Below are 20,924 nucleotides of genomic sequence, written 5' to 3'. Positions count from 1 at the left end.
CGACAGTATCAGCCCGCCGACCGCCAACCTGGGGGTTGCTGTGGCGCGGCGCTACCCGGTCGCGAGCCGGTCGAACGCACGGCCGAGGGCCGGCCCGAGAGTGCGCGCGTAGGTGGCCGTCAGGTGGTGCGTATCGCGGTAGACGACCACGCCGCCGATCGCCGTGAGACACGTGTCGCCGGGGCAGACCCGGTCGGTCAGATCGATGGCCTCGGCCCCGTCGGTCGACTCGACGGAGGCCAGCATGGCGTCCGGCGCGAGATACGCGTCCGCCTTCTTCAGAGAGCAGGAACCCGGGTCGGCCGCGTGCGTCTCGAGGCACGCCTGCGCGTCGGCCGGAGCCCGTGAGGTGTCGGCGATCGCGATCACCCGGGTTCCTCGGCTCAGCAGCGGCTGCCACGCCTCCGAGTAACCGCGGACCTCGGCCGCCGCCGCGGCAGCGGAATCGGGCACGTGCTGCGAGTGCGAGACGAACACGATGTCGAAGGGCTCGTCGTCGGCGAGCGTCGCCGCGAGCGTCGTGTTCCAGGTCGTGCACGCCGCGACGTAGTTCGGGTTCGGGTTCGACTCCGTGATGGTCGTGAACGGGCAGCCCGAGTGCAGGTAGGTGGTCAGCGACCAGCCGCGCGTCGCGCCGGCCGCGCGGATCGTCGGCTCCCAGCTCGCGGCGTGCGAGTCGCCGACGAGGGCGACCCGGACGGACCCGGAGCCCGAGGTGCATGCCACGACGGAGGTCGACGACTCGGGCGGCAGGCAGCGGCGTCCCTGCTCGTAGGCCGGCGGGAGGTCGTCGGCGGCCAGCGCCGGGTCGGGGCTGAGCGTCGCCGGGGGTGCACCGCACGATGCCCCGGGGTCGAGGGCCGCCGCTCCGAAGCAGGGCTTCCCGGCGCCCGCTTGCGCCTGCGCGGCTTCGACGGCATCCGTCGCCTGCCGCTGCAGCGCGGCGCCGCCGACGGCCACGGGGACGGCCACGACGGCGACGGCGACCGCGAGGGCGGCGAAGGTGCGCCGGGGTCGCGCAGTGGTCAGGAACCGCGCGCGGCGCGCCGGGTTCTCGACGAACCGGGCGCTCAGCCAGGCGAGGCCCAGCACTCCGACGAGGCAGATGAGCTTGAGCGGCCAGGTGAGGCCGTCGCCCAGCCGGAACCCCAGCACGACGAGGGCCGGCCAGTGCCAGAGGTACACCGAGTACGAGAGGTCGCCGAGCACGAGGACGGGTCGGCGAGCGAGGAGCGCGGACGGCGACCAGGGGGCGGAGCCAGCGGCGATGACGAGGAGCGTGCCGGCCACGGGCAGGGCGGCGGCGACGCCGGGGAACGGCGTCGCTCCGTCGATCAGCACGAGGGACGCCGCGAGGAGGGCCGCGCCCGCCCAGGCGGCGACGGTGCGGAGGGGGACGGCGGGGGCCGGAGTTCCTGGGACCGGTGGTTCGGCAGCTCGTGCTGCCGACACGGCGAGGAGGCCTCCGGCGGCGAACTCCCACGCCCGGGTCGTCGTTGCGAAGTAGGCGAGGCCGGGGGAGCTGCGGGTCAGGACGACCGAGCAGGCGAAGGACGCGACCGCGACGGCTCCGAGCACAACGCCTGTGCGCCACACGACGCGGTGCTCGCGGCCCGCCGCCCGCCGGCCCCGCCCCGCCCACACGGCGACGACCAGGAGGAGCGCCGGCCAGACGAGGTAGAACTGCTCTTCGACCGAGAGCGACCAGAAGTGCTGCACGGGGGAGGCCGCGTTCGAGCTGGCGAGGTAGTCGATCGAGTCGCCGGCGAGAACCCAGTTCTGCACGTAGAGCGCCGACCCGACGATCTCGCGGAACGTCTGCTGCCAGTAGGCGCGCGGCACTAGGGCGATCGTCGCCAGGGCCGTGACCGCGAGCACGAGCAGGGACGCCGGCAGGAGGCGCCGCGCCCGCCGCGCCCAGAACGACGCGAGCCGGACGTGACCGGTCGACGCGAGCTCACGAAGCAGATGCGACGTGATCAGGAAGCCCGAGATCACGAAGAACACGTCGACGCCGACGAAGCCGCCGGGAAGGCGCGCAGGCCAGAAGTGGTACATGACCACCGCCGCCACGGCGAACGCGCGGAGCACCTGGATCTCGGGCCGGAAGGCCGCCCGAGGGTGCTGCCGTGCGTCGACCACGGTCGTCAGGAGGCGAAGACGCCTTCGGCCGACGCCTGCGCCAGGGCCTCCTGCCAGGGCCGCATCGGCGTGAGGCCGGCGGCGGCCCAGGCGTCGTGGCCGAGCACGCTGAAGGCGGGGCGAGCGGCCGGGCGCACGAAGGCGGCGCTGTCGGTGGGCAGCACGCGCTCCGGATCGAGTCCGGCCTCGGAGAAGACGGCGCGGGCGAAGTCGAACCACGACGCGCGGCCCGAGTTGGTGCCGTGGTAGACCCCGGCCGGAGCATCGGCGTCGACCAGCGCGACCAGCTGAGCGGCCAGATCGGCCGTCCAGGTGGGCTGGCCGACCTGGTCGTCGACCACGGAGACCGTGTCGCGGCCGGCGGCGAGCTTCAGCATCGTGGCGGCGAAGTTCGGGCCGTGCTGGCCGTAGAGCCAGGCGGTCCGCACGATGTAGGTGCCCTCGGGGTTCGCGGCCAGGGCCGCGGTCTCGCCGACGGCCTTGGTGCGGCCGTAGGCGTTCAGCGGGTCGAGCGGGGTGTACTCGTCGTACGGCTCGGTCGCCGTGCCGTCGAACACGTAGTCGGTCGAGATGGTCACCAGCTTCGCGCCGTGCTCGGCGGTCGCCTCGGCGAGCAGCCGCACGCCGACGCCGTTGACCGCGAGAGCCTCGTACTCGTGCTCCTCCGCGTCGTCGACCTTGGTGTAGGCGGCGGCGTTGAAGACGACGTCATGGCCCTCGACAGCCGCGAAGACGGCGTCGCGGTCGGTCACGTCGAGGTCGGAGCGGCCGAGCACGGTCACGTCGCGGCCGAAGAGGGCCTCGACGAGATCGGTGCCGAGCATGCCTCGGGCGCCCGTGACGAGGTACTTCATCGGTCGAGCACTGAGGGGCCGGGTGCTCACGCGAGCGCCGCGCGCTCTTTGAGGGGCTCCCACCACGAGCGGTTGTCGCGGTACCACTGCACGACGTCTTTCAGGCCCTGCTCGAACGGCACCTGCGGCTCGTAGCCGAGCTCGCGCTGGATCTTCGAGATGTCGACCGAGTAGCGGAGGTCGTGGCCCAGTCTGTCTTGCACGCGGTCGACGTACGACCAGTCCTTGCCGGTGGCGTCGAGCAGCAGCTGCGTGAGCTCCTTGTTCGTCAGCTCGGTGCCGCCGCCGATGTTGTAGATCTCGCCGGCCTCGCCCGAGACGAGCACCATCGCGATGCCGCGCGTGTGGTCGTCGACGTGCAGCCAGTCGCGGATGTTGTCGCCCTCGCCGTAGAGCGGCACGTGCTTGTCGTCGATCAGGTTCGTGACGAAGAGCGGGATGACCTTCTCGGGGAAGTGGTAAGGCCCGTAGTTGTTCGAGCAGCGCGTGATCGACACGTTGAGGCCGTGCGTGCGGTGGTAGCTGCGCGCGAGCAGGTCGCTGCCGGCCTTCGATGCCGAGTAGGGCGAGTTCGGCTCGAGCGGGCGGTCTTCCGCCCACGAGCCCTCGGCGATCGAGCCGTAGACCTCGTCGGTCGACACGTGCACGAAGCGCTTGAGGTCGTTGCGGAGGGCCGCGTCGAGCAGCTGCTGGGTGCCGAGCACGTTGGTCTCGACGAAGATCGAGGCGTCGCGCACCGACCGGTCGACGTGCGACTCGGCGGCGAAGTGGACGACGGCGTCCACGGTCGGGAAGAGCGTGTCGAGCAGGGCGCCGTCGCGGATGTCGCCCTCGACGAAGGTGTAGCGGGGCGAGTCGGCCACGGGGGCGAGGTTCTCGAGGTTGCCCGAGTAGGTCAGTGCGTCGAGGACGACGACCTCGGCGCCCTCCAGGCCGGGGTAGGCGTCTTGCAGAGTGCGCCGGACGAAGTTGGAGCCGATGAAGCCGGCTCCGCCGGTGACGAGGATGCGCATGGTGAATACTTTCGGTTCGCGAGCGTCGATCCGTCCAATGATAGGGGGCAGGAACTGCGCCTTCCCCGAGCGGGGTGGGCCATGATGGCGACATGAAGACGACGACGTTTCCCGACCTGACCGCCCCCGCATCGAACATCATCCTCGGCCTGATGCGCATCACCGAGATGAGCGACGACGACATCCGCGCCCTCGTGGGCGCCGCGCGCGACTCCGGGATCACCTTCTTCGACCACGCCGACGTGTACGGCGGCGCCCCGCACGTCTGCGAGCAGCGTTTCGGCGACGCGATCACCCTGTCGCCGTCCGAGCGCGAGAGCGTCATCATCCAGTCGAAGGTGGGCATCCGCGACGGCTTCTGGGACTTCTCGCGCGAGCACATCGTCGAGTCGGCCGAGCAGTCGCTGACGGCGCTCGGCATCGAGACCCTCGACATCCTCCTGCTGCACCGCCCCGATGCCCTGGTCGAGCCCGACGAGGTCGCAGCCGCGTTCGACGAGCTCAAGGCCGCAGGGAAGGTGTCCGCGTTCGGCGTCTCGAACCACACGCCGATGCAGGTCGAGCTCTTGAAGAAGTCGGTGACGCAGCCCCTCCTCGTGAACCAGGTGCAGCTGAGCATCACGCATGCCAACCTGATTGCGGCCGGCGTCAGCGCCAACATGAACGGCCTCGACCAGTCGATCGACCGCGACAACGGCATCCTCGACTACTCGCGGGTCAACGACATCACCCTGCAGGCGTGGTCGCCCTTCCAGAAGGGCTTCTTCGACGGCGTCTTCCTCGGCGACCGCGAGCACTACGCCGAGCTCAACGACGTCATCGACGAGCTCGCCGCGGCCTACTCGGTCGCGCCCGAGGCGATCGCCGTCGCCTGGATCACGCGTCATCCTGCGAACATGCAGGTCGTGCTCGGCACCACGAACCCGCAGCGCGTCCGCGACTCGGCCGCCGGGAGCGACCTGCCCCTGACGCGTCAGGAGTGGTACCGCCTGTTCACCGCCGCGGGGCACCTCCTGCCCTAGCGGTGCGGTGCGGCGGCTGTGGATAACCGCGTTCAGGAGGCGCGTCGGGGTAGGCTTCCGGGGTGCAGATCCGCGAATTGACGATCCCAGACAGCTACGAGATCACCCCCAAGCAGTTCGGCGACGACCGCGGCGTGTTCCTCGAGTGGTACCGCTTCGACAAGCTCGCCGAGGTGGTCGGTCACCCCATCGACCTCCGGCAGGCCAACACGTCCGTGTCGAAGCGGGGCGTCGTGCGCGGCATCCACTTCGCCGACGTCCCGCTGGGCCAGGCCAAGTACGTGACCGCCACGCACGGTGCCGTGCTCGACTACGTCATCGACATCCGCGTCGGCTCGCCGACATTCGGCAAGTGGGACACCGTGCTCCTCGACGACAAGGACCGCAAGGCGATCTACATCTCCGAGGGCCTCGGCCACTGCTTCGTGGCGCTCACCGACGACGCCACGGTGAGCTACCTCGTGACCGACGTCTTCAACGCGCCTCGCGAGCACGGCATCAACCCGCTCGACGCCGACATCGCCCTGGTCTTCCCCGAGGAGGCCGGTGAGGCCCTGCTCTCGCCGAAAGACACCGACGCGCCGTCGCTTGCCGAGGCGGCGGCTTCCGGGCTCCTGCCGACGTGGGCTGACATGCGCGAGTACTACGCGTCGTTGAACACCGCCTTCACCACCCCGAAGGAGCAGAACCGATGAAGGGCATCATCCTCGCCGGGGGCACCGGCAGCCGGCTCTGGCCGATCACCAAGGGCGTCTCGAAGCAGCTGATGCCCATCTACGACAAGCCCATGGTCTACTACCCCCTCTCGACGCTGATGATGGCGGGCATCCGCGAGGTGCTGGTCATCACGACGCCCGAGTACGACGAGCAGTTCCGGTCGCTTCTCGGCGACGGCTCCAGCCTCGGCATGAGCATCGAGTACGCCGTGCAGCCCTCGCCCGACGGCCTCGCGCAGGCCTTCATCATCGGCGAGGACTTCATCGGCGACGACAGCGTCGCGCTGGTGCTCGGCGACAACATCTTCCACGGTGTCGGCCTCGGCACGAGCCTCACGAAGAACACCGACGTCTCGGGCGCCACGATCTTCGCGTACCACGTCTCCGACCCCACGGCGTACGGCGTGGTCGAGTTCGACGACGACTTCAAGGCCGTCTCGATCGAAGAGAAGCCGACCGCGCCGAAGAGCAACTACGCGGTGCCGGGCCTCTACTTCTACGACAACAAGATCGTGGAGATCGCGAAGACCATCGAGCCGAGCGCGCGTGGCGAGCTCGAGATCTCGACCGTCAACGAGCGCTACCTCGAGGCCGGCGAGCTGCAGGTGCAGGTTCTCGACCGCGGCACCGCCTGGCTCGACACCGGCACGTTCGAGTCGATGATGCAGGCGTCCGAGTACGTCCGCGTCATCGAGGACCGCCAGGGCCACAAGATCGGCTGCATCGAGGAGATCGCCTGGCGCAACGGCTGGATCGACGACGCGGCCCTCACCGCCCTCGCGACTCCGCTCGCCAAGAGCGGCTACGGCGTCTACCTGCAGAATCTCCTGCAGGCCTAGGTTTCAAGGAGACGAATGCTGAACAGACTGAAGAAGATCGCCAAGGATCTTCTGGCGATCCGCTCGATCCGCCGCATCTACGAGAACACCAACCGCGCGTTCCTCGAGACCTTCGGGTCGAGCCGCATCCTGACGCACTTCTTCTTCCTGGTGTCGTTCATCACCTTCAACCGCGAGCAGGCCGCGACCCTCCAGGGGCGTCGCGACTACTACCGCAACAAGAAGCGCGACCGCCTCACCCGCGTCGAGCTGCGCCGCAACGTCCACCGCATCGAGAAGGGCCTCATCATGCGGCCCCGCCGAGACGTGTTCGCTCGCGACTACATCGGCGAGACCATCGAGTTCTACGAGGCTGCGGCCAACCAGTGCAAGCTGTCGCCCGGCACCATGGAGATCGCCGAGATGGACTGGGCGCACAACGTGCTCGAAGAGTACTTCCGCGTCTCCGCCACCGGAAAAGACAAGGCCGTCGACGACGCCCGCGCCTCCTTCGAGGGCACCGACTACGTGCCCTCCACGACCGGCAACGTGCCGCGCCCGAAGCAGCTCTCGTCGAACGTCTCGTACGACGAGCTCGTCGACCTCGCGAACCAGCGCCGCTCGGTCCGGTTCTTCGACGACAAGCCGGTGCCCCGCGACCTCGTCGACAAGGCGCTCCTCGTCGCCCGCCAGGCGCCGACGGCGTGCAACCGCCTGCCCTACGAGTTCCGTGTCTTCGACGACCCGGCCATGGTCAAGAGGGTCTCGAACATCCCGTTCGGCACCGCGGGCTACGCCGACAACATCCAGACGGTCGTGGTCGTCGTCGGAAAGCTCGAGAGCTACTTCAGCCCGCGCGACCGCCACGCGATCTACGTCGACGCGTCGCTCGCGTCCATGTCGTTCATGTTCGGCCTCGAGACGCTCGGCCTCTCGTCGAGCGTCATCAACTGGCCCGACTTCGAGCCGCTCGAGCGCAAGATGCAGAAGACCCTCGGCCTGTCGGGCTCCGACCGCGTGATCATGCTGATCGCCGTGGGCTACGCGCACCCCGAGGGACTCGTCCCGTTCTCGCAGAAGAAAGAACTCGACACGTTCCGCAGCTACAACAACCTCGCGCGGTGACGGCCGACTCCACCGGCGCCGTCGTTCCCGAGATCGATCCGGCCAAGGCGGCCAAGAAGAAGCGGCGCAAGCTCCTCTCGCGGCTTCTGACGGTCGTGGTGGTCGCTGTGGTGGCCGTGCTGTTCGCGCGGTCGCTGTCGAAGAACTGGTCAGCTGTCCAAGCGGCCCACCTGCACCTGAGCTGGCTGCACGTCGCCGCGATCGTGCTCTTCGCCCTGGCGGTCCCGGTGTCGGGCGTGCTCTGGGGGTCCATCCTCAACCGGCTCTCCGACAAGGGCGCCCATGTCGGCCCCCTGCAGTCGATGGCCGTCCACGACCTGTCCTGGCTGCTTAAGTACGTGCCCGGGCAGATCGGCTCGGTGCTGAGCAAGGTCACGTGGGGGCAGCGCAACGGCTTCCCGCGCACGCTGATCCTGATCACGTTCATCTACGAGAACGTCTTCCTCCAGATCGCGTCGATCGTGCCGAGCGCGATCATCCTGATCCTGGCCATCGGGCCGACCCTCGTCGAGAACAACGCGCTCACGGTGGTCGGGGTCGTCGTGGTCCTGGTCCCGCTGATCGCGATCCTGGTGCCGCAGATCTTCCACCGCATCATGTCGATCGCGTCGAAGCGCTTCCTCAAGTCGCCGCTTCCCGAGCAGTATTTCCTGCGCCCCCTCCAGAGCCTCGGGTTCTCGGCGGCCTACATCGCACCGCGGGTCATCAACGGCATCGGGTTCATCCTGTGCGCCGCCAGCGTCACCGCCATCACGCCGGGACAGTGGCTTCCGCTCGCGGCGGCCTACGCCCTCGCCGGCGCCATCGGCATCCTGATCATCTTCGTGCCGTCGGGAATCGGCGTGCGCGAGGCCGTCCTCTACGTCTGCCTCGTCGGCCTGGGCATCGATGGCGGCCAGGCCGTCATCATCTCGGTGCTCAGCCGCCTCCTGTCGACGGTCGCCGACGCCGTCATCGCCCTCCAGTACGGCGCCCTGCGCCTCACGCTCCCGAAAGGCCCATCTGTCTCATGACCTCCACGACCCCTCACGTCACCGTCATCGGCTCCGCGCTCTCGGGCAACAAGGGCGCCGCCGCCATGCTCGAGTCGTCTATCGCGACCCTCGAGCAGCGCCTGCCCGGCGTGCAGTTCACCCTGCTGAGCATGTACCCGCGCGAAGACCGCGAGCAGAACACGTACCCGAACCTCGAGATCGTCGATGCGCGCCCGCGCACGCTCGGCGTCAACATCAACTCGGCCGCCCTCGCCTACCGCCTCCTGCCGCCGCTGCGCGGTCTCATCACGTCCCGCTCGAAGGCCGTCAAGGCCCTCGCCGAGTCGCAGGTGCTCCTCGACCAGGGCGGCATCACGTTCACCGACGGGCGCGAGAAGTTCTTGATCTACAACGTGGCGTCGATCCTGCCCGCCCTGAATGTCGGCACGCCGGTGTTCAAGTGCGCGCAGGCCGTCGGCCCCTTCCGCAACCGCATCAACCGGCTGGTCGCCCGGACGTTCCTGCCCAAGGCGGCGACCGTCGTGACCCGCGGCCGTATCACGCAGAGCTACGCCGACAAGCTGCGCCTGACCAACACCTTCGCCGGCGCCGACTACGCGTTCTCGCTCGAGCTCGACGGCTCGGAAGAGGCGGCCGCCGTCTCCGCGGGCATCGACCTGTCGATCTTCGACGAGGCCGTCGTGGGCCTCAGCCCCAGCGTAGTGCTGCAGAAGAAGGTCGACGCGCGCGAGGGCGACTACGTCGGCCAGATGGTGACGTTCATCGACCAGGTCACCGCGTCGGGCAAGAAGCTGCTGCTCGTGCCGCACTCGGTCCGCACCGGCACCGACGCGACCCACAACAACGACCTCCCGCTCTGCCGCGAGATCTACTCGAAGGTCGCCGACAAGGCGAACGTGGTCTTCATCGACCGCGAGCTGCCCTCGCAGGTGCTGCGCTACCTCATCGGCCGCTGCTCGTTCTTCGTCGCCAGCCGCTTCCACGCCATGGTGTCGTCGCTCGCCATGGCGGTGCCGACGCTCGTCATCGGCTGGGGCCACAAGTACGAGGAGGTGCTCGAGATGTTCGAGCTGCAGGAGTGGGCGTTCGGCCACGACAAGCTGACGCCGACGCACCTCTGGGAGCGCTACGAGGCGCTGCTCGTCTCGCGGGACGACGTCGCCGCGAAGCTGTCCACGCACCTGCCCGAGGTGAAGGCGCGCTCGCTCAAGCAGGCCGACCTCATCGCCGACGTGGTGCGGGCGGGCCTCTAGCCTCGGCGCGCGTCCGGCGGCTGGGAACCCCGTCGCGCAATCCCGGACCCACGATCGCGACATGGCACCACGATTCGAAGTGGTGTCATGTCGCGATCGTGGGCCGGACTGTCGCGATCGTGGGCCACTGGCGCGCCGACTTCTCCGCGCGCCGCGGGATGAGCGCGGACGGCAGGAAGACGACGCCGACGACCGCGACACCGACCCGCACCGCGGCAAGCGGAGCCGCTACGTCATGCCGCCGCCCATGATCGGGACTGGGCGCCACGATGTTCCTTGGCGCGGAGTCCCGATCGTGGTGCGGCGTCACGGCAGACTGGCGCGGAGTCCCGATCGTGGTGCGGCGTCACGGCAGACTGGCGCGGAGTCCCGATCGTGGTGCGGCGTCACGGCAGACTGGCGCGGAGTCCCGATCGTCGTGCGGCGTCACGGCAGACTGGCGCGGAGTCCCGATCGTGGTGCCGCGAGGGCGTTACGAGACGACTGAGGCGCGAACCGGCACGGCGGCCGGGTGCGGCGCGACGACGGACCGCCACAGCACGGCACCGACGCCCGAGATCGAGGCGGCGGCCAGGACGAGCAGCAGCGTCGGAAGCCAGCCGGGCAGGCCGTTCGCGAAGGCGGCTGCTCCGGCGTCGTGCAGGAAGCCGCGGCCGGTCGGAGCGACCTTATGGCCGCGCTCCTGCGCGTAGAGCACGAACGAGATGCAGCTCCCGGCCCACATCACCGCGACGAGCACGGGGACGACCACGGCCACGACGCGCCGCCCGAAGAGCGAGGCCCCGGTGCCGAGCAGCAGCGCGACCGAGAGCGACGACGGCAGGAAGTAGCGCCAGTTGTAGGCGCCATAGCCCACCGAGTGGCTCAGCTGGAGCAGATACGACCCGAGCAGGTGTCCCGCGAACATGATGATGAGCAGGAACTGGGCCGCCCCGAGTTCCGGCACCCTCTTTCTGCGCGCCACGACCGCCGCCACGGTCAGCCCCGCCCCCACGGCGAATACCGCCAGGGAGGCCGCGTCGGCGATGTCGCCGAAGGCCGCGGTGCCGTGTCCGATGAGCCCGCGCGGGATGATCTGGTAGTAGTCGGGGTCGGTCAGCACGTCGACGAGGCCCCGGCGGGTGCGGCCGCTCACCTGGCTCACCTCGGTGGAGCGGTACCAGGCGCCGCTGAGCCCGGCGTTGCGGACGTAGAACCAGCCGAATGCGACTGCGGGGACGCCGCCCAGCACGAGGAGGCGCATGACGGCCGCGCGGGCCGTGAGGAGTGGGCTGCGCCGGTCGGCGTGCACGATGCAGGCCGCGACGAGGGCGACGGCGACAACCCCGACGGTCAGGACGGCCGTCGCCTTCGTGCCCAGCGCCAGCGCGGCGGCGACCGCGAGCAGCACGGTGAATTGCCAGGACGGCCCCGCGACGACCAGCCGCACGGCGATCGCTAGAGCCGCCATCGACAGGGCCGCGACGAGGGTGTCGTTGTACACGTCGCTCGAGTAGCGGAGGTAGGCGAAGGGGGCCCCGGCCAGGGCTGGGAGCGCGATCGCGAGGTGCACCCGATGGCGGCGGCCGACCATCCAGCCGACCCAGGCGGCCGCGAGGAGGCCGCCGAGGCCGAAGAGCGTGTTGGCGCCGCGGATGATGGCCACGGCGACGTGCCAGTGGCTCGACTCGAGCAACGGGCCGACGAGCACGGCCATGACCGCGTAGTAGACGGGCGGGTGCGCTGAGGCGAGCTGGCGGCCGTCGTTGCCCTCGCTCGCGTAGGCGCCCGGTGTCCACTCGTGGCCGAGCGGGCCGGGGAGGTGGCCGTGGAGGACCTGCCAAACGTAGTCGAGGTGCTCGTAGCTGTCCACGGTGCCGGTCCAGGCCAGGGTGGCGCTGGCGAAGCCGGTGATCGCGAGGTAGCCGATCGAGACCAGTGCCACGCCGACGAGGACCGCGCGGTGCTGCCGCCGTCGGTCGCGCGCGGCGCGCGGACGCATCGCGGCGGCGGTCGGAGCGGCTGTGGTCACCGGGCTGCGGTCAGTCGGCCCGGGCTGCGGCCGGAGCGTCGGCGACGGCCTCGTCGGTCGGCAGGGGAGCCTCGCGGTAGCGCCAGAGGACAACTCCGACGCCGAGGATTCCGATCGCGGCGACGGCGAGGAGGGCCGCGGGGGTCCAGCCCGGGAATCCGTTCGCGAATGCGAGCGCGCCGGCGTCCTTCACCAGGCCCTGACCGGTCTTGGGCACGTCGCCGCGCACGAGCGAGTAGGTGACGAACGAGATGCAGTTCGTCACCCAGAGCGCGATGACGAGGGCGGGTGCGGCGATCGCGCCGCTGCGGCGGCCGATCGCGATGACGCCGATGCCGAGCACGAGGCCGATCGAGATCGTCGACGGCAGGAAGTAGCGCCAGTTGTAGGCGCCGTAGCCGATCGAGTGGCTGAGCTGCAGGAGGTACGAGCCGGCGAGGTGGCCGAGCAGCATGATCACGATCAGCACGCGCACGGTGCTCCAGCGGAATGAGCGGCGCACCAGGGCGACGACCGTCACGATCAGGGTCACGGCGAAGGCGGCGAAGAAGATGACCATCGACCACGCCTGCGCCGTCTCGACGAACGCGGCCGGCCCACGGCCGACGAGGCCCTGCGGCACGATCAGGTAGAAGCTCGGGTCGGTGAGGTTGTCCATCAGCGTGCGGTTGGAGCGCTCGCCGATCGCGGTCTGCACGCTCGAGCGGTACCAGTCGCCGGAGCGCAGGTAGTTGGCGACGAAGTACCAGCCGAACGCGGCGATCGGAGCGGCGCCGATCACGGCGAGGTGGCCGATCATGCGGCCGATCGACCGACCGATGCTGCGGCCGGCGGGGTGGACGAGCGCCGCGGCGACGATGGCCACGGCGACGACGCCGAGCGTGAGGACATAGGTCGCCTTCGTGCCGATGGCCAGCGCGCCGACCACGGCCAGGAAGGGAGTGACCCGCCACGACGGCCCGCGCATCAGAGTGCGCGTGGCGAGCGTGAGCGCGATGAGCGAGAGCGCCGTGACGAGCAGGTCGTTGTAGACGTCGGACGAGAAACGCAGGTACGAGAAGGTCGCAGTGGCGACGGCGGGCAGGCCGATCGCCAGGCGGACGCGGAGACGGCCGCCGATCATCCAGCCGAAGAAGGCGGTCGTGACCAGGCCGACGAGGCCGAAGAAGGCGTTCGCGAGGCGGATCATCTCGACCGCGACGTGCCAGTGGCCGTCGACCAGCTGCTGGCCGGCAAGGAGCGACATCAGGAAGTAGTAGAAGGGCGGGTGCGCCGAGGCGTACTGGCGGCCGATCGCACCCTCGCCCGGGTAGTTGCCGGGCGTCCACTGGTGGCCGTTGGGCTGGGGGAGGTGGCCGAGCGTCACCTGGTAGACGTAGTCGAGGTGGTCGTAGCTGTCGCCGGTGCCGATCCACGGGATGGTGATCGTCGCGAAGCCGGTGATCGCGAGGTAGCCGAGGGCGACGAAGGCGACGCCCAGAATAGCGACCCGGCGGTCGTGGCGGAGCAGTCGCAGGGCCAGGCGGCTGGTGGTGGGTCGGGTGTCGGTCAGGTCAGACAACAGCGGGCCGGGCCTCTCTCGGGAGATCGGGGCGCGGTCGTTCGAGTGCGGCGCGCGTCGTGCGGATGATGGTCAGGACGAGGGCGACGGCGACGAGGGCGAGCACGAGGACGATGCCCTCGGGGCCGACGGGGGTCGAGTAGGCCCACGTGTAGAGGCCGTCGTAGTCGACGGCGAGGTACGACTTCTCGAAAGCGCCGCGGTACTCGACCGACAGGCCGTAGAGGGTGAGGGCCGGGGCGCCGATGGTCACGACCCGCGCGGCGAGGCGCCGCATGCGCTCGCTCGTCACGGCCGCCGACCAGGCGATCACGCTCAGGGCGAGCAGCGCGACGATCGCGACGTAGAAGTAGCGGCCCTGGGTGCCGTAGATGCGCGCCGTGCGGTCGAAGATCCGCCAGATGTTGAACAGCAGGAGCGCGAGCGTGACGGTCGGCATGACGGCCAGGGCCAGCGCCGTCCGCCGGTTCACTCCCCGTCGGAACGCGAACGCTATGACGATGCCGACCGCCAGGACGGTGAGCGTATCGGTGACCACGTTCAGCATCGGGTACCGGAGCAGCCCGAACTTGCCCCAGAACGAGGCCGGCACTCCGTTCCAGACGTTGGTGAGGAAGACGCCCGGGTCGGGACCCTTGCCGGGAGGCCAGACGGCTGTCGGGTGCACGTCGGCCAGGCCCGAGGGCTGGAAGTCGTGGTACAGGTACAGGTTGCGGAGCCACCACCAGCCGCCCAGGACGAGGGCGACGGCCAGGGCGACGAAGGCGTGCAGGATCCTGCGTCCCCACCGGTCGACGATCGGAGCCGCGATCAGCATCCCCACTGCGACGAACGGGACGGCGGGCAGGCCCGTGCCCTTGGTGAGAAGCATCACGCCGAGGACGACGCCGATCGCGACGACGTCGCGCCAGCGCTGGGCGCCTGTCAGGTAGCGCGCGACGAGCCAGGTCAGGCCGCCTCCGAGGAGCATCATCGGCGCGTCGTTCGTCACCGAGGCGGCGATCTGCTGCAGCTGCGGAACGGCGAACAGGCCCATGGCGCCGAGGACGGCCAGCTTCGGCGACCGGGTCAGGCGGCGGACCGTGGCCCAGACGAGCAGCGGGAGGGGGAGCACGAGGAGCACGTCGAACAGGCGGAGCGCGGTGACGACGAGGTCCCAGCGCAGGCTCTCGAAGTGGATCGCCTTGAGCACCAGACCGGCCACCGCGTAGTACAGCGGCGGGTGCTGGGTCATCTGGTCGACGACCTTGCTGTAGCCGGGGTTCGCGGTGAGAAGCTCGCCGAACGTCGACCGGTCGGCCGCCGGCAGGGCGATCTCGTCGTTGATCGAGTGGCGCACTCCGGAGAGGTAGTGGGCGGAGCCGGGGGCCGGCCACGTGTGCTCGCCCTGGAGACGGATGGCCGAGTCGACGTGGGCGGGTTCGTCGGGAGCCCCGTACATCGGGGTGAGCACGGCCCACAGCACGAGCACGAGGCCCCAGCAGACGGTGATCACGGCGAGGGTGGAGCGGCGTTCGGCCAGCGTCCCCCCGGCGCGCGCGGCCCCCCTCCGCGCGCTCATGCGGCCGCGGCCGCCGCCCGGGCGAGGGGTGTGACGGCGCAGGTGCGCCAGACGCGGACGAGGGCGAGCACGCCGGCGACGAACAGCAGGACCAGGATCGCGGCGAGGCCGACCCGGCCGACCGGTGTCACGTAGAAGAGGTGCTTCAGACCGGTGGGCGTCACACCCAGGTTGGTCTGCTGATAGAAGGCGCGATACGCCACCGACAGGCCGTACAGTCCGATCGCCACGGAGCCCACGCTGACGATGCGCCCGAAACGGTGGAGCGAGCGGGGTTCGGTGACCAGCGTCCGCCAGGCGATGGCGCTGAGAGCGATGCCGGCGACGATCGCGGGGAACAGGTAGCGGCCCTGCACGCCGTAGATGCCCTGGGTGTGGCCGTAGGTCCCCCACGACTTGGCGACGAGGGAGACGAGGTAGATGCCGGGCATCAGGGCGAGGAGGGTCGAGGTGAGCCAGTTCCTGCGCCGGAATCCGTAGGCCACGATGCCGAAGAGCACGAGCACGGTGAGGATGTCGACGAGGATCGGCGTCATCGGGTAGCGCGCCTTGCCGAACTGGCCCCAGAACGTGCCCGAGAGGCCGTTCCAGAGGATGTTGAAGAAGGCGCCGAAGTTGCGTGTCTGGCCCTCGGGGAACGGCGAGCCGGGGCGCACCGCATCGAGCCCGGACGGCTGGAGCGAGTGGTAGACGAGCAGGTTGCGGAGCCACCACCAGGCGCCGATCAGCGCCGTGACCCCGCCGGTGACGACGACGCGCAGGAGGCGGCGGCCCCAGGTCAGCTCGGTGCGGCCCCCGAGCAGCACGACGAGGGCGGCGAAGGGGATGAGCGGCAGGGCGGTGCCCTTGACCAGGGCGGCGGCCCCGAGCACGACGCCCAGCCAGACGACGGTGCGCCAGCGCAGGTCGCCGGTGAGGATGCGCGAGCCGAGCCAGGCGACGACCGCGCCGGCGAGGATCAGCACGGAGTCGTTCGTGATCGACGAGCCGATGGAGGCCAGCTCGGGCACGGCGAACAGGGCCATCGCCGAGACCAGCGCCATCTTCGGCGACTTCGTCAGGCGGCGGACGGTGGCCCAGATGAGCAGGGGGAGAGGCGCGACCAGGAGGCAGTCCATCAGGCGCAGCGCGATCACGCTGATGTCCCACCGCAGGTCGCCGAAGTGGATGACCTTGAGCAGCACGGCGCCGACCGCGTAGTAGGTCGGCGGGTGCTGCGTCATCTGGTCGACGGTCTTGGTGAGGCCGGGGTGCTGGTCTTGCAGCTCGCTGAACGTCGGGCGGTCGGCGGGCGCGACGCTCGGCGCGGTCTGCTCCATGGCGCGGACGACCTGGGTGACGCGGGCGTCGCCGGGGGCCGGCCAGCCCTCGCCGAGAGCCAGGCGGACGACCGAGTTGTAGTGCGTCGACTCGTCAGGAGCCTGGAACATCGGCGTCAGGGCGGCCCAGAGGGCGAGCAGGAGCGCGAAGGAGGCGGTGATGACCGCGATGGTGAGGCGTTCGGAGCGGGGCGACCTGTCAGTCGCCATAGCGCTGCAGCTTCTGGTAGTCGAGGCTCTCCTCGGCGAGGGTCCGGTTGATCCTCGTCAGATCGGCCACCACGCCTATGACGAGAGAGAGCAGGGCGCTCACTATGAGCAGGAGGCCGAGGAGCAGCGACTGGATGTTCTGGCCGGCGTCGTGCGTCGCGAGGAGCACGAGGTAGCGGATGAACGGGATGAGGCCGCAGACGGCCAGCACGGCGCTGATCCACATGAAGAGGGCGACCGGGCGGTACATGAGGTAGGCGCGGACGATCGCCGAGCCCGACTGGAACATGTGCTGGAAGATGTTGGAGAACAGCCGCGACTCTCGCGTCTTGGCGTTCGTCGTGATCGGGATGCTCGTGATCGCGAGGCGCTTGTAGCCCGCCTGCACGATCGTCTCCATGCAGTAGCTGAACTGCGTGACGATGTTGAGGCGGATCAGCGAGTACTTCGAGTACGCGCGGAAGCCGGAAGCGGCGTCCGGCAGGTCGAGGCCCGCCGCACGGCTGACGACCCAGCTGCCGAGCTGCTGCATCGCCTTCTTGAAGCCCGAGAAGTGCTCGATGGTCCTCGTCTGGCGGTCGCCGACGACGATCTCGGCCTCTTTGCGGAGGATCGGCTGAACCAGCTCGGGGATCATCGACTGCGGGTACTGGTTGTCGCCGTCGGTGTTGACGACGATGTCGGCCCCGTGCAGCAGGGCGTAGTCGACCCCGTCGCGGAAGGAGCGCGCGAGACCCATGTTGCGCGTGTGCGTCACGAAGTGGGTCACCCCGTACGACTTGGCGACCTCGACGGTGCGGTCGGTGCTGCCGTCGTCGATGATGAGGATCTCGATCTCGTCGATGCCGGGGATCTCGGTGGGCATCGACTCGAGGACGGCGGGAAGCGTCGTCTCCTCGTTGAGGCAGGGGATCTGAATGAAGAGTTTCACGCGGGTATGAGTCCTGATTCGGTGCGAGCCGGCGGCGCGGCCTCGATCGCGGGGCCGTGGACGGCCGATCGCTGCGGGGTAAACCTCAAGGAGTTTACATGGGGGTCAGCGACGGATGCGCCTCGCGGCATCCCCGAGCTGGTCGACGATGCGCACGACCTTTCTCGCGCGCTGGGCGGCGAGCTCGGCTCGGACCACCTCGAGCTCGTGCTCGAGGCCCCTGGCGTGCGCATCGAGCTCGGCGATCCGGGCCGACGACGTCTCGTAGGCGTGCTGCGCGCGGTCGCGATCGCGCGCGGCTGCGGCGTCGCGTGCCGTGAGGAGCACGCCCACGGCGCTCGCCCGGCCGGTCCGCTCATCGGAGGCCCCGACGTCGGCCGGGTAGGCGCTCCGATCGACGTCCAGCCCGGCGAGGAACTCGCCGAGGCTCTCGTCGCGGGTGAACGGACCCGTCACGGCCTCGGCCTCGGTGACCATTCGCGCGGCGTAGTAGTAGAAGAGCGAGCCCTCCTGGTAGCGGCGGTAGTCGAGCATCCCGTGGTGGTTCGGGCTGGGCATCAGCGTCGGGTTGGCCTCGTAGGCGCGGCCCGAGATCTCGACCTTGTTGCTCAGCTGCTTCCACGAGCGCCAGGGCAGGTGGACGACCTCGACGGCGAGCTCGGCCGGCGGCTGACCGCCCGAGGCGATGCTGACGAAGTGGTTGCCCTGCACGACCGTGATGTCGGGGGCGCCGACGTGGATGGCGTTGTGCGTCGGCTGGGCGAGCACGCCGCGCTCCTTGAGCTCGTCGTTGGAGCGCTCGTCGCGCCAGACGAGTCGGTCGATGCCAGCGCCCGACTCCGCGATGGAGCCGACCATGTTCACGACGGGCGCGGTGAACGATCCGAGCCCGGTGTCGATGCGCTCGAACACGTCTCGGAGGGTCAGCGAGCGATCGACCGGGCGCAGGAACTCGTCGGCGTCGGCGTTCACGACCCAGTCCGCGGAGTGCTGCGTGTACGCGTCCCTCGCCATCTGCGTCACGATGGTGCCCTGCTGCTTGCGCTGCACCGGGTCGTGGCGGAGGTCGACGAGCCCCCTGTCGGCGTAGCCCTGGAGGATCTCGGCCGTGCCGTCGATCGAGCCGTTGTCGGTGACGATGATCGCGTCGGCCCCCTGGGCGACGTGGTAGTCGACCCACTGGCGGATTATGTCGGCCTCGTCGCGGACCATGGCGGTGACGACCAGTTTCATCGGAGCTCCCTGTATTCGCTCTAGGGCCTGTGCTGGCGTGAAGGCGTGCTGCCTTGACGGCGTGTCGCCGCAGCGCGTGCTGCATGCGCCGCCGGCGCCGGCGGCATGCGAGACGCAGGCTCAGGCGCTGGGGCGTCCGTGCATCCTGGCACGGATTCCGAGCCCGGCCCGGAGGGCCAGCCGGAGTGGCAGGAGATACCAGCCACGGTACTTCGACGCGAGGAAGCGGTATGCGCTCCGGTGGTGGGCTCGTCGCATCATGTCGGACGACTCGCGCGTCGAGTGGGCGCCGACGTGGGTGACGCGCGCGCGGGGCTCGTAGACGTTCGAGAACCCGGCGCGGCCGATGCGGTAGCCGAGGTCGACGTCTTCGAAGTACATGAAGAAGCCCTCGTCGAATCCTCCCAGGCGGTCGAAGAGCGGACGCCGGACCAGCAGGCAGGCGCCGGACAGCCAGCCGGTCGTGCGGCGCGACTCGTGGTCGCCGTCGCTGCGGTAGGAGCGGCTCCACGGGTTCGAGGTCCAGATGTTGGCGAAGAGCGCGTGGCCGAGGCCGGTGCGGAGCGATGGCACGCGCCGGGCCGACGGGTAGAACTCGCCGTCGGTCTCGAGGATTCCGGGGCCGACGGCTCCGATCTCGCCGTCGGCCGTCGCGACCTCGAGGAGCGCGTCGACGACGCCCTCCGACAGGATCACGTCGGGGTTCGAGACGAGCACCCACTCGATGTCGGCGGGCAGCGCCTCGACGGCGCGGTTGACGGCGGAGCCGTAGCCGTCGTTGCTTCCGAGCTCGAGGAAGGTGCCGCCGACGGCCTCGGTCGATCGGCGCGCCTCGTCGGGGTCGCGGGAGTCGTTGTCGGCGACGACGATCGGGCAGGGCGTCCCGGTCGCGCGGGTCGCGGAGGCGAGGAAGTCGTCGAGGTACCGGCCCGAGTTGTAGCTCACGGTGACGATGGCGACGGAGGCGGTGTTCATCGCGCGACTCGCCGAGGGGTGGTCGTCAGATGAGGGTCTGCTCCGTAGGCCCGCACGTGAACCTCGGCGCATGCCTTCCATGTGAACAGTCTGGCACGCTCGGCTCCGGCGGCCGACAGGCTGCGCCGGAGGCCCGGGTCGCCCGCGAGGCGGAGGATGCCCGCCTCGATGCCGTCGCGGGTCGGCTCTGCGTACGCGACGGCTTCGCCGCCGACCTCGGGGATCGCCAGGCGGGGAGCGGTCAGGACGGCCGCGCCCGTCGACATGGCCTCGAGCACTGGGAGGCCGAAGCCCTCGGCGCTGGACGGGTAGACGACGAAGCTGGAGCCGCCGAGGAACGCCGCGAGGTCGTCCAGGTCGAGGTAGCCGACGTAGCGGACCGGCGCGGCGGCCTGGTTGCCTGCGGCGGTGAGGAGGGCCGCCGCGTCTTCGTCCCAGCCGAGGCCCCCGGCGACCAGCAGCGGCGGCACGCCGGGGTCGGCCTGCCGTGCGGCCTCGTGGGCGCGGATGAGCGCACCGACGTTCTTTCGCGGCTCGACGGTCCCGAGGAAGGCGATCCAGCCCTTGGCCGTGTCGAGCGAGAGCCCGCGCGCGAAGCGCGTGACCTCCTCGCGCGTCGGCGCGTGGAACACCTCGGGGTCGACGCCGTGCAGGGCGACCTCGACGCGGCGGGCCCTGCCGGCGAAGCGCTGCATCTCGTCGGCGGTCGCGCGGCTCGGCGTCACGACCACGTCGGCGAGGCGGCGGGCCAGCCGGATCCAGGTCGTGAAGAACACGCGCTTGAGGCGGCCGTGGTCGTCGGGACGGCTGAAGAAGGTCGCGTCGTGGATCGTCACCACTCGGCGCCCCCGGGCCGCGATCGGGAACGTGTAATGGGGGGAGTGGATCGTCGTCGCGCCCAGGCGGGCCGCGAGCCGCGGGAGGCCGGCCTGCTCCCAGGCCAGGCGGACCGGCCGAGCGCTCACGATGCCGGGCACCTCGACGTAGTGGTGCTCCGGCGCCTGCGGACGCAGCCACGCGACGTCCTCGCGCTTCACCGCCACGTGGATTCGCACGCCGGCGTCGGTGAGGCCCGAGAGCAGCCCGGCTAGGTAGCGCGCGACGCCGCCCTTGTTGGGCGGGATGGACGTGGCGTCGAGCAGGACCGGTGCCGTGTCGAGCGAAGGGTCGGGCGGCGTCACCGGA

At 70.1% G+C, this 20,924-nt stretch carries 17 protein-coding genes; 6 read left to right on the top strand and 11 right to left on the bottom strand.

The genetic code is table 11. The annotated features are described in order from the left end of the window. Positions 1-51: 51 nt before the first annotated feature. From AC3CBB_RS09355 to rfbB, 3 genes are read right to left on the bottom strand one after another with little or no spacing between them, the layout of a single operon-like run. Positions 52-2,142, bottom strand: coding sequence for an acyltransferase family protein (locus AC3CBB_RS09355; protein ID WP_488624370.1), 2,091 nt, complete (start codon positions 2,140-2,142; stop codon positions 52-54). Between the two features lie 5 nt (positions 2,143-2,147). Continuing rightward, complete coding sequence (gene rfbD, locus AC3CBB_RS09350; protein WP_123507280.1) at positions 2,148-2,996, bottom strand: dTDP-4-dehydrorhamnose reductase; 849 nt, start codon at positions 2,994-2,996, stop codon at positions 2,148-2,150. Between the two features lie 26 nt (positions 2,997-3,022). Continuing rightward, positions 3,023-4,009, bottom strand: a complete 987-nt coding sequence (gene rfbB / locus AC3CBB_RS09345; RefSeq protein WP_488624369.1) for a dTDP-glucose 4,6-dehydratase — start codon at positions 4,007-4,009, stop codon at positions 3,023-3,025. 92 nt (positions 4,010-4,101) lie between these two features. On the opposite strand from rfbB, the gene AC3CBB_RS09340 reads away from it, so the two are divergent. From AC3CBB_RS09340 to AC3CBB_RS09315, 6 genes are all read left to right on the top strand, one after another. Then, entirely contained in the window at positions 4,102-5,031 is a 930-nt protein-coding gene (locus AC3CBB_RS09340; RefSeq protein ID WP_488624368.1) for an aldo/keto reductase, read from the top strand. Between the two features lie 62 nt (positions 5,032-5,093). After that, the gene (locus AC3CBB_RS09335; protein ID WP_488624367.1) at positions 5,094-5,726 is read left to right on the top strand and encodes a dTDP-4-dehydrorhamnose 3,5-epimerase family protein; all 633 of its coding nucleotides are present in this window, start codon (positions 5,094-5,096) and stop codon (positions 5,724-5,726) included. Further along, entirely contained in the window at positions 5,723-6,586 is an 864-nt protein-coding gene (gene rfbA, locus AC3CBB_RS09330) for a glucose-1-phosphate thymidylyltransferase RfbA (protein WP_123507276.1), read from the top strand. Before AC3CBB_RS09335 ends, rfbA begins: the two co-directional genes overlap by 4 nt. 15 nt (positions 6,587-6,601) lie before the next feature. After that, complete coding sequence (locus tag AC3CBB_RS09325) at positions 6,602-7,690, top strand: nitroreductase family protein (RefSeq protein ID WP_123507275.1); 1,089 nt, start codon at positions 6,602-6,604, stop codon at positions 7,688-7,690. Then, positions 7,687-8,703, top strand: a complete 1,017-nt coding sequence (locus tag AC3CBB_RS09320) for a lysylphosphatidylglycerol synthase domain-containing protein (RefSeq protein ID WP_123507274.1) — start codon at positions 7,687-7,689, stop codon at positions 8,701-8,703. Before AC3CBB_RS09325 ends, AC3CBB_RS09320 begins: the two co-directional genes overlap by 4 nt. Next, a complete protein-coding gene (locus AC3CBB_RS09315; RefSeq protein WP_488624366.1) occupies positions 8,700-9,938 on the top strand; it encodes a polysaccharide pyruvyl transferase family protein in 1,239 nt (412 codons plus the stop codon). The genes AC3CBB_RS09320 and AC3CBB_RS09315 overlap by 4 nt, the downstream gene beginning before the upstream one ends. Before the next feature lie 472 nt (positions 9,939-10,410). Here AC3CBB_RS09315 and AC3CBB_RS09310 read toward each other — a convergent pair whose 3' ends face one another. The 8 genes from AC3CBB_RS09310 to AC3CBB_RS09275 form a co-directional block, all read right to left on the bottom strand. After that, positions 10,411-11,949 (bottom strand): hypothetical protein, encoded by a 1,539-nt coding sequence (locus AC3CBB_RS09310; RefSeq protein ID WP_488624365.1) that lies wholly within the window; start codon positions 11,947-11,949, stop codon positions 10,411-10,413. 10 nt (positions 11,950-11,959) lie between these two features. Next, positions 11,960-13,510, bottom strand: coding sequence for a hypothetical protein (locus AC3CBB_RS09305; protein WP_123507271.1), 1,551 nt, complete (start codon positions 13,508-13,510; stop codon positions 11,960-11,962). After that, entirely contained in the window at positions 13,503-15,071 is a 1,569-nt protein-coding gene (locus AC3CBB_RS09300; protein ID WP_123507270.1) for a glycosyltransferase family 39 protein, read from the bottom strand. The genes AC3CBB_RS09305 and AC3CBB_RS09300 overlap by 8 nt, the downstream gene beginning before the upstream one ends. Beyond that, entirely contained in the window at positions 15,068-16,600 is a 1,533-nt protein-coding gene (locus tag AC3CBB_RS09295) for a DUF2142 domain-containing protein (RefSeq protein WP_488624364.1), read from the bottom strand. Before AC3CBB_RS09295 ends, AC3CBB_RS09300 begins: the two co-directional genes overlap by 4 nt. Beyond that, positions 16,590-17,531, bottom strand: coding sequence for a glycosyltransferase family 2 protein (locus tag AC3CBB_RS09290; RefSeq protein ID WP_488624363.1), 942 nt, complete (start codon positions 17,529-17,531; stop codon positions 16,590-16,592). The genes AC3CBB_RS09295 and AC3CBB_RS09290 overlap by 11 nt, the downstream gene beginning before the upstream one ends. Positions 17,532-17,636: 105 nt before the next feature. Further along, positions 17,637-18,764, bottom strand: coding sequence for a glycosyltransferase family 2 protein (locus AC3CBB_RS09285; RefSeq protein WP_488624362.1), 1,128 nt, complete (start codon positions 18,762-18,764; stop codon positions 17,637-17,639). Between the two features lie 120 nt (positions 18,765-18,884). Continuing rightward, the gene (locus AC3CBB_RS09280; RefSeq protein ID WP_488624361.1) at positions 18,885-19,739 is read right to left on the bottom strand and encodes a glycosyltransferase family 2 protein; all 855 of its coding nucleotides are present in this window, start codon (positions 19,737-19,739) and stop codon (positions 18,885-18,887) included. After that, positions 19,736-20,920 carry a glycosyltransferase family 4 protein gene (locus AC3CBB_RS09275; RefSeq protein ID WP_488624360.1) on the bottom strand — a complete coding sequence of 395 codons (1,185 nt, stop codon included), beginning with the start codon at positions 20,918-20,920 and terminating at the stop codon, positions 19,736-19,738. Before AC3CBB_RS09275 ends, AC3CBB_RS09280 begins: the two co-directional genes overlap by 4 nt. Positions 20,921-20,924: the final 4 nt, after the last annotated feature.

The organism is Frondihabitans sp. OV104 (assembly GCF_057787745.1).
The sequence above is the reverse complement of the archived record's forward strand: the minus strand, read 5'-3'. Positions and strand labels throughout refer to the sequence as shown.

Excerpts from the sequence above, each read along its gene's own strand:
- AC3CBB_RS09300 (WP_123507270.1), bottom strand. The coding sequence starts at position 15,071 with ATGAGCGCGCGGAGGGGGGCCGCGCGCGCCGGGGGGACGCTGGCCGAA.
- AC3CBB_RS09280 (WP_488624361.1), bottom strand. The coding sequence starts at position 19,739 with ATGAACACCGCCTCCGTCGCCATCGTCACCGTGAGCTACAACTCGGGC.
- rfbD (WP_123507280.1), bottom strand. The coding sequence starts at position 2,996 with ATGAAGTACCTCGTCACGGGCGCCCGAGGCATGCTCGGCACCGATCTC.
- AC3CBB_RS09315 (WP_488624366.1), top strand. The coding sequence starts at position 8,700 with ATGACCTCCACGACCCCTCACGTCACCGTCATCGGCTCCGCGCTCTCG.
- AC3CBB_RS09285 (WP_488624362.1), bottom strand. The coding sequence starts at position 18,764 with ATGAAACTGGTCGTCACCGCCATGGTCCGCGACGAGGCCGACATAATC.
- AC3CBB_RS09325 (WP_123507275.1), top strand. The coding sequence starts at position 6,602 with ATGCTGAACAGACTGAAGAAGATCGCCAAGGATCTTCTGGCGATCCGC.
- AC3CBB_RS09295 (WP_488624364.1), bottom strand. The coding sequence starts at position 16,600 with ATGGCGACTGACAGGTCGCCCCGCTCCGAACGCCTCACCATCGCGGTC.
- rfbB (WP_488624369.1), bottom strand. The coding sequence starts at position 4,009 with ATGCGCATCCTCGTCACCGGCGGAGCCGGCTTCATCGGCTCCAACTTC.
- rfbA (WP_123507276.1), top strand. The coding sequence starts at position 5,723 with ATGAAGGGCATCATCCTCGCCGGGGGCACCGGCAGCCGGCTCTGGCCG.
- AC3CBB_RS09340 (WP_488624368.1), top strand. The coding sequence starts at position 4,102 with ATGAAGACGACGACGTTTCCCGACCTGACCGCCCCCGCATCGAACATC.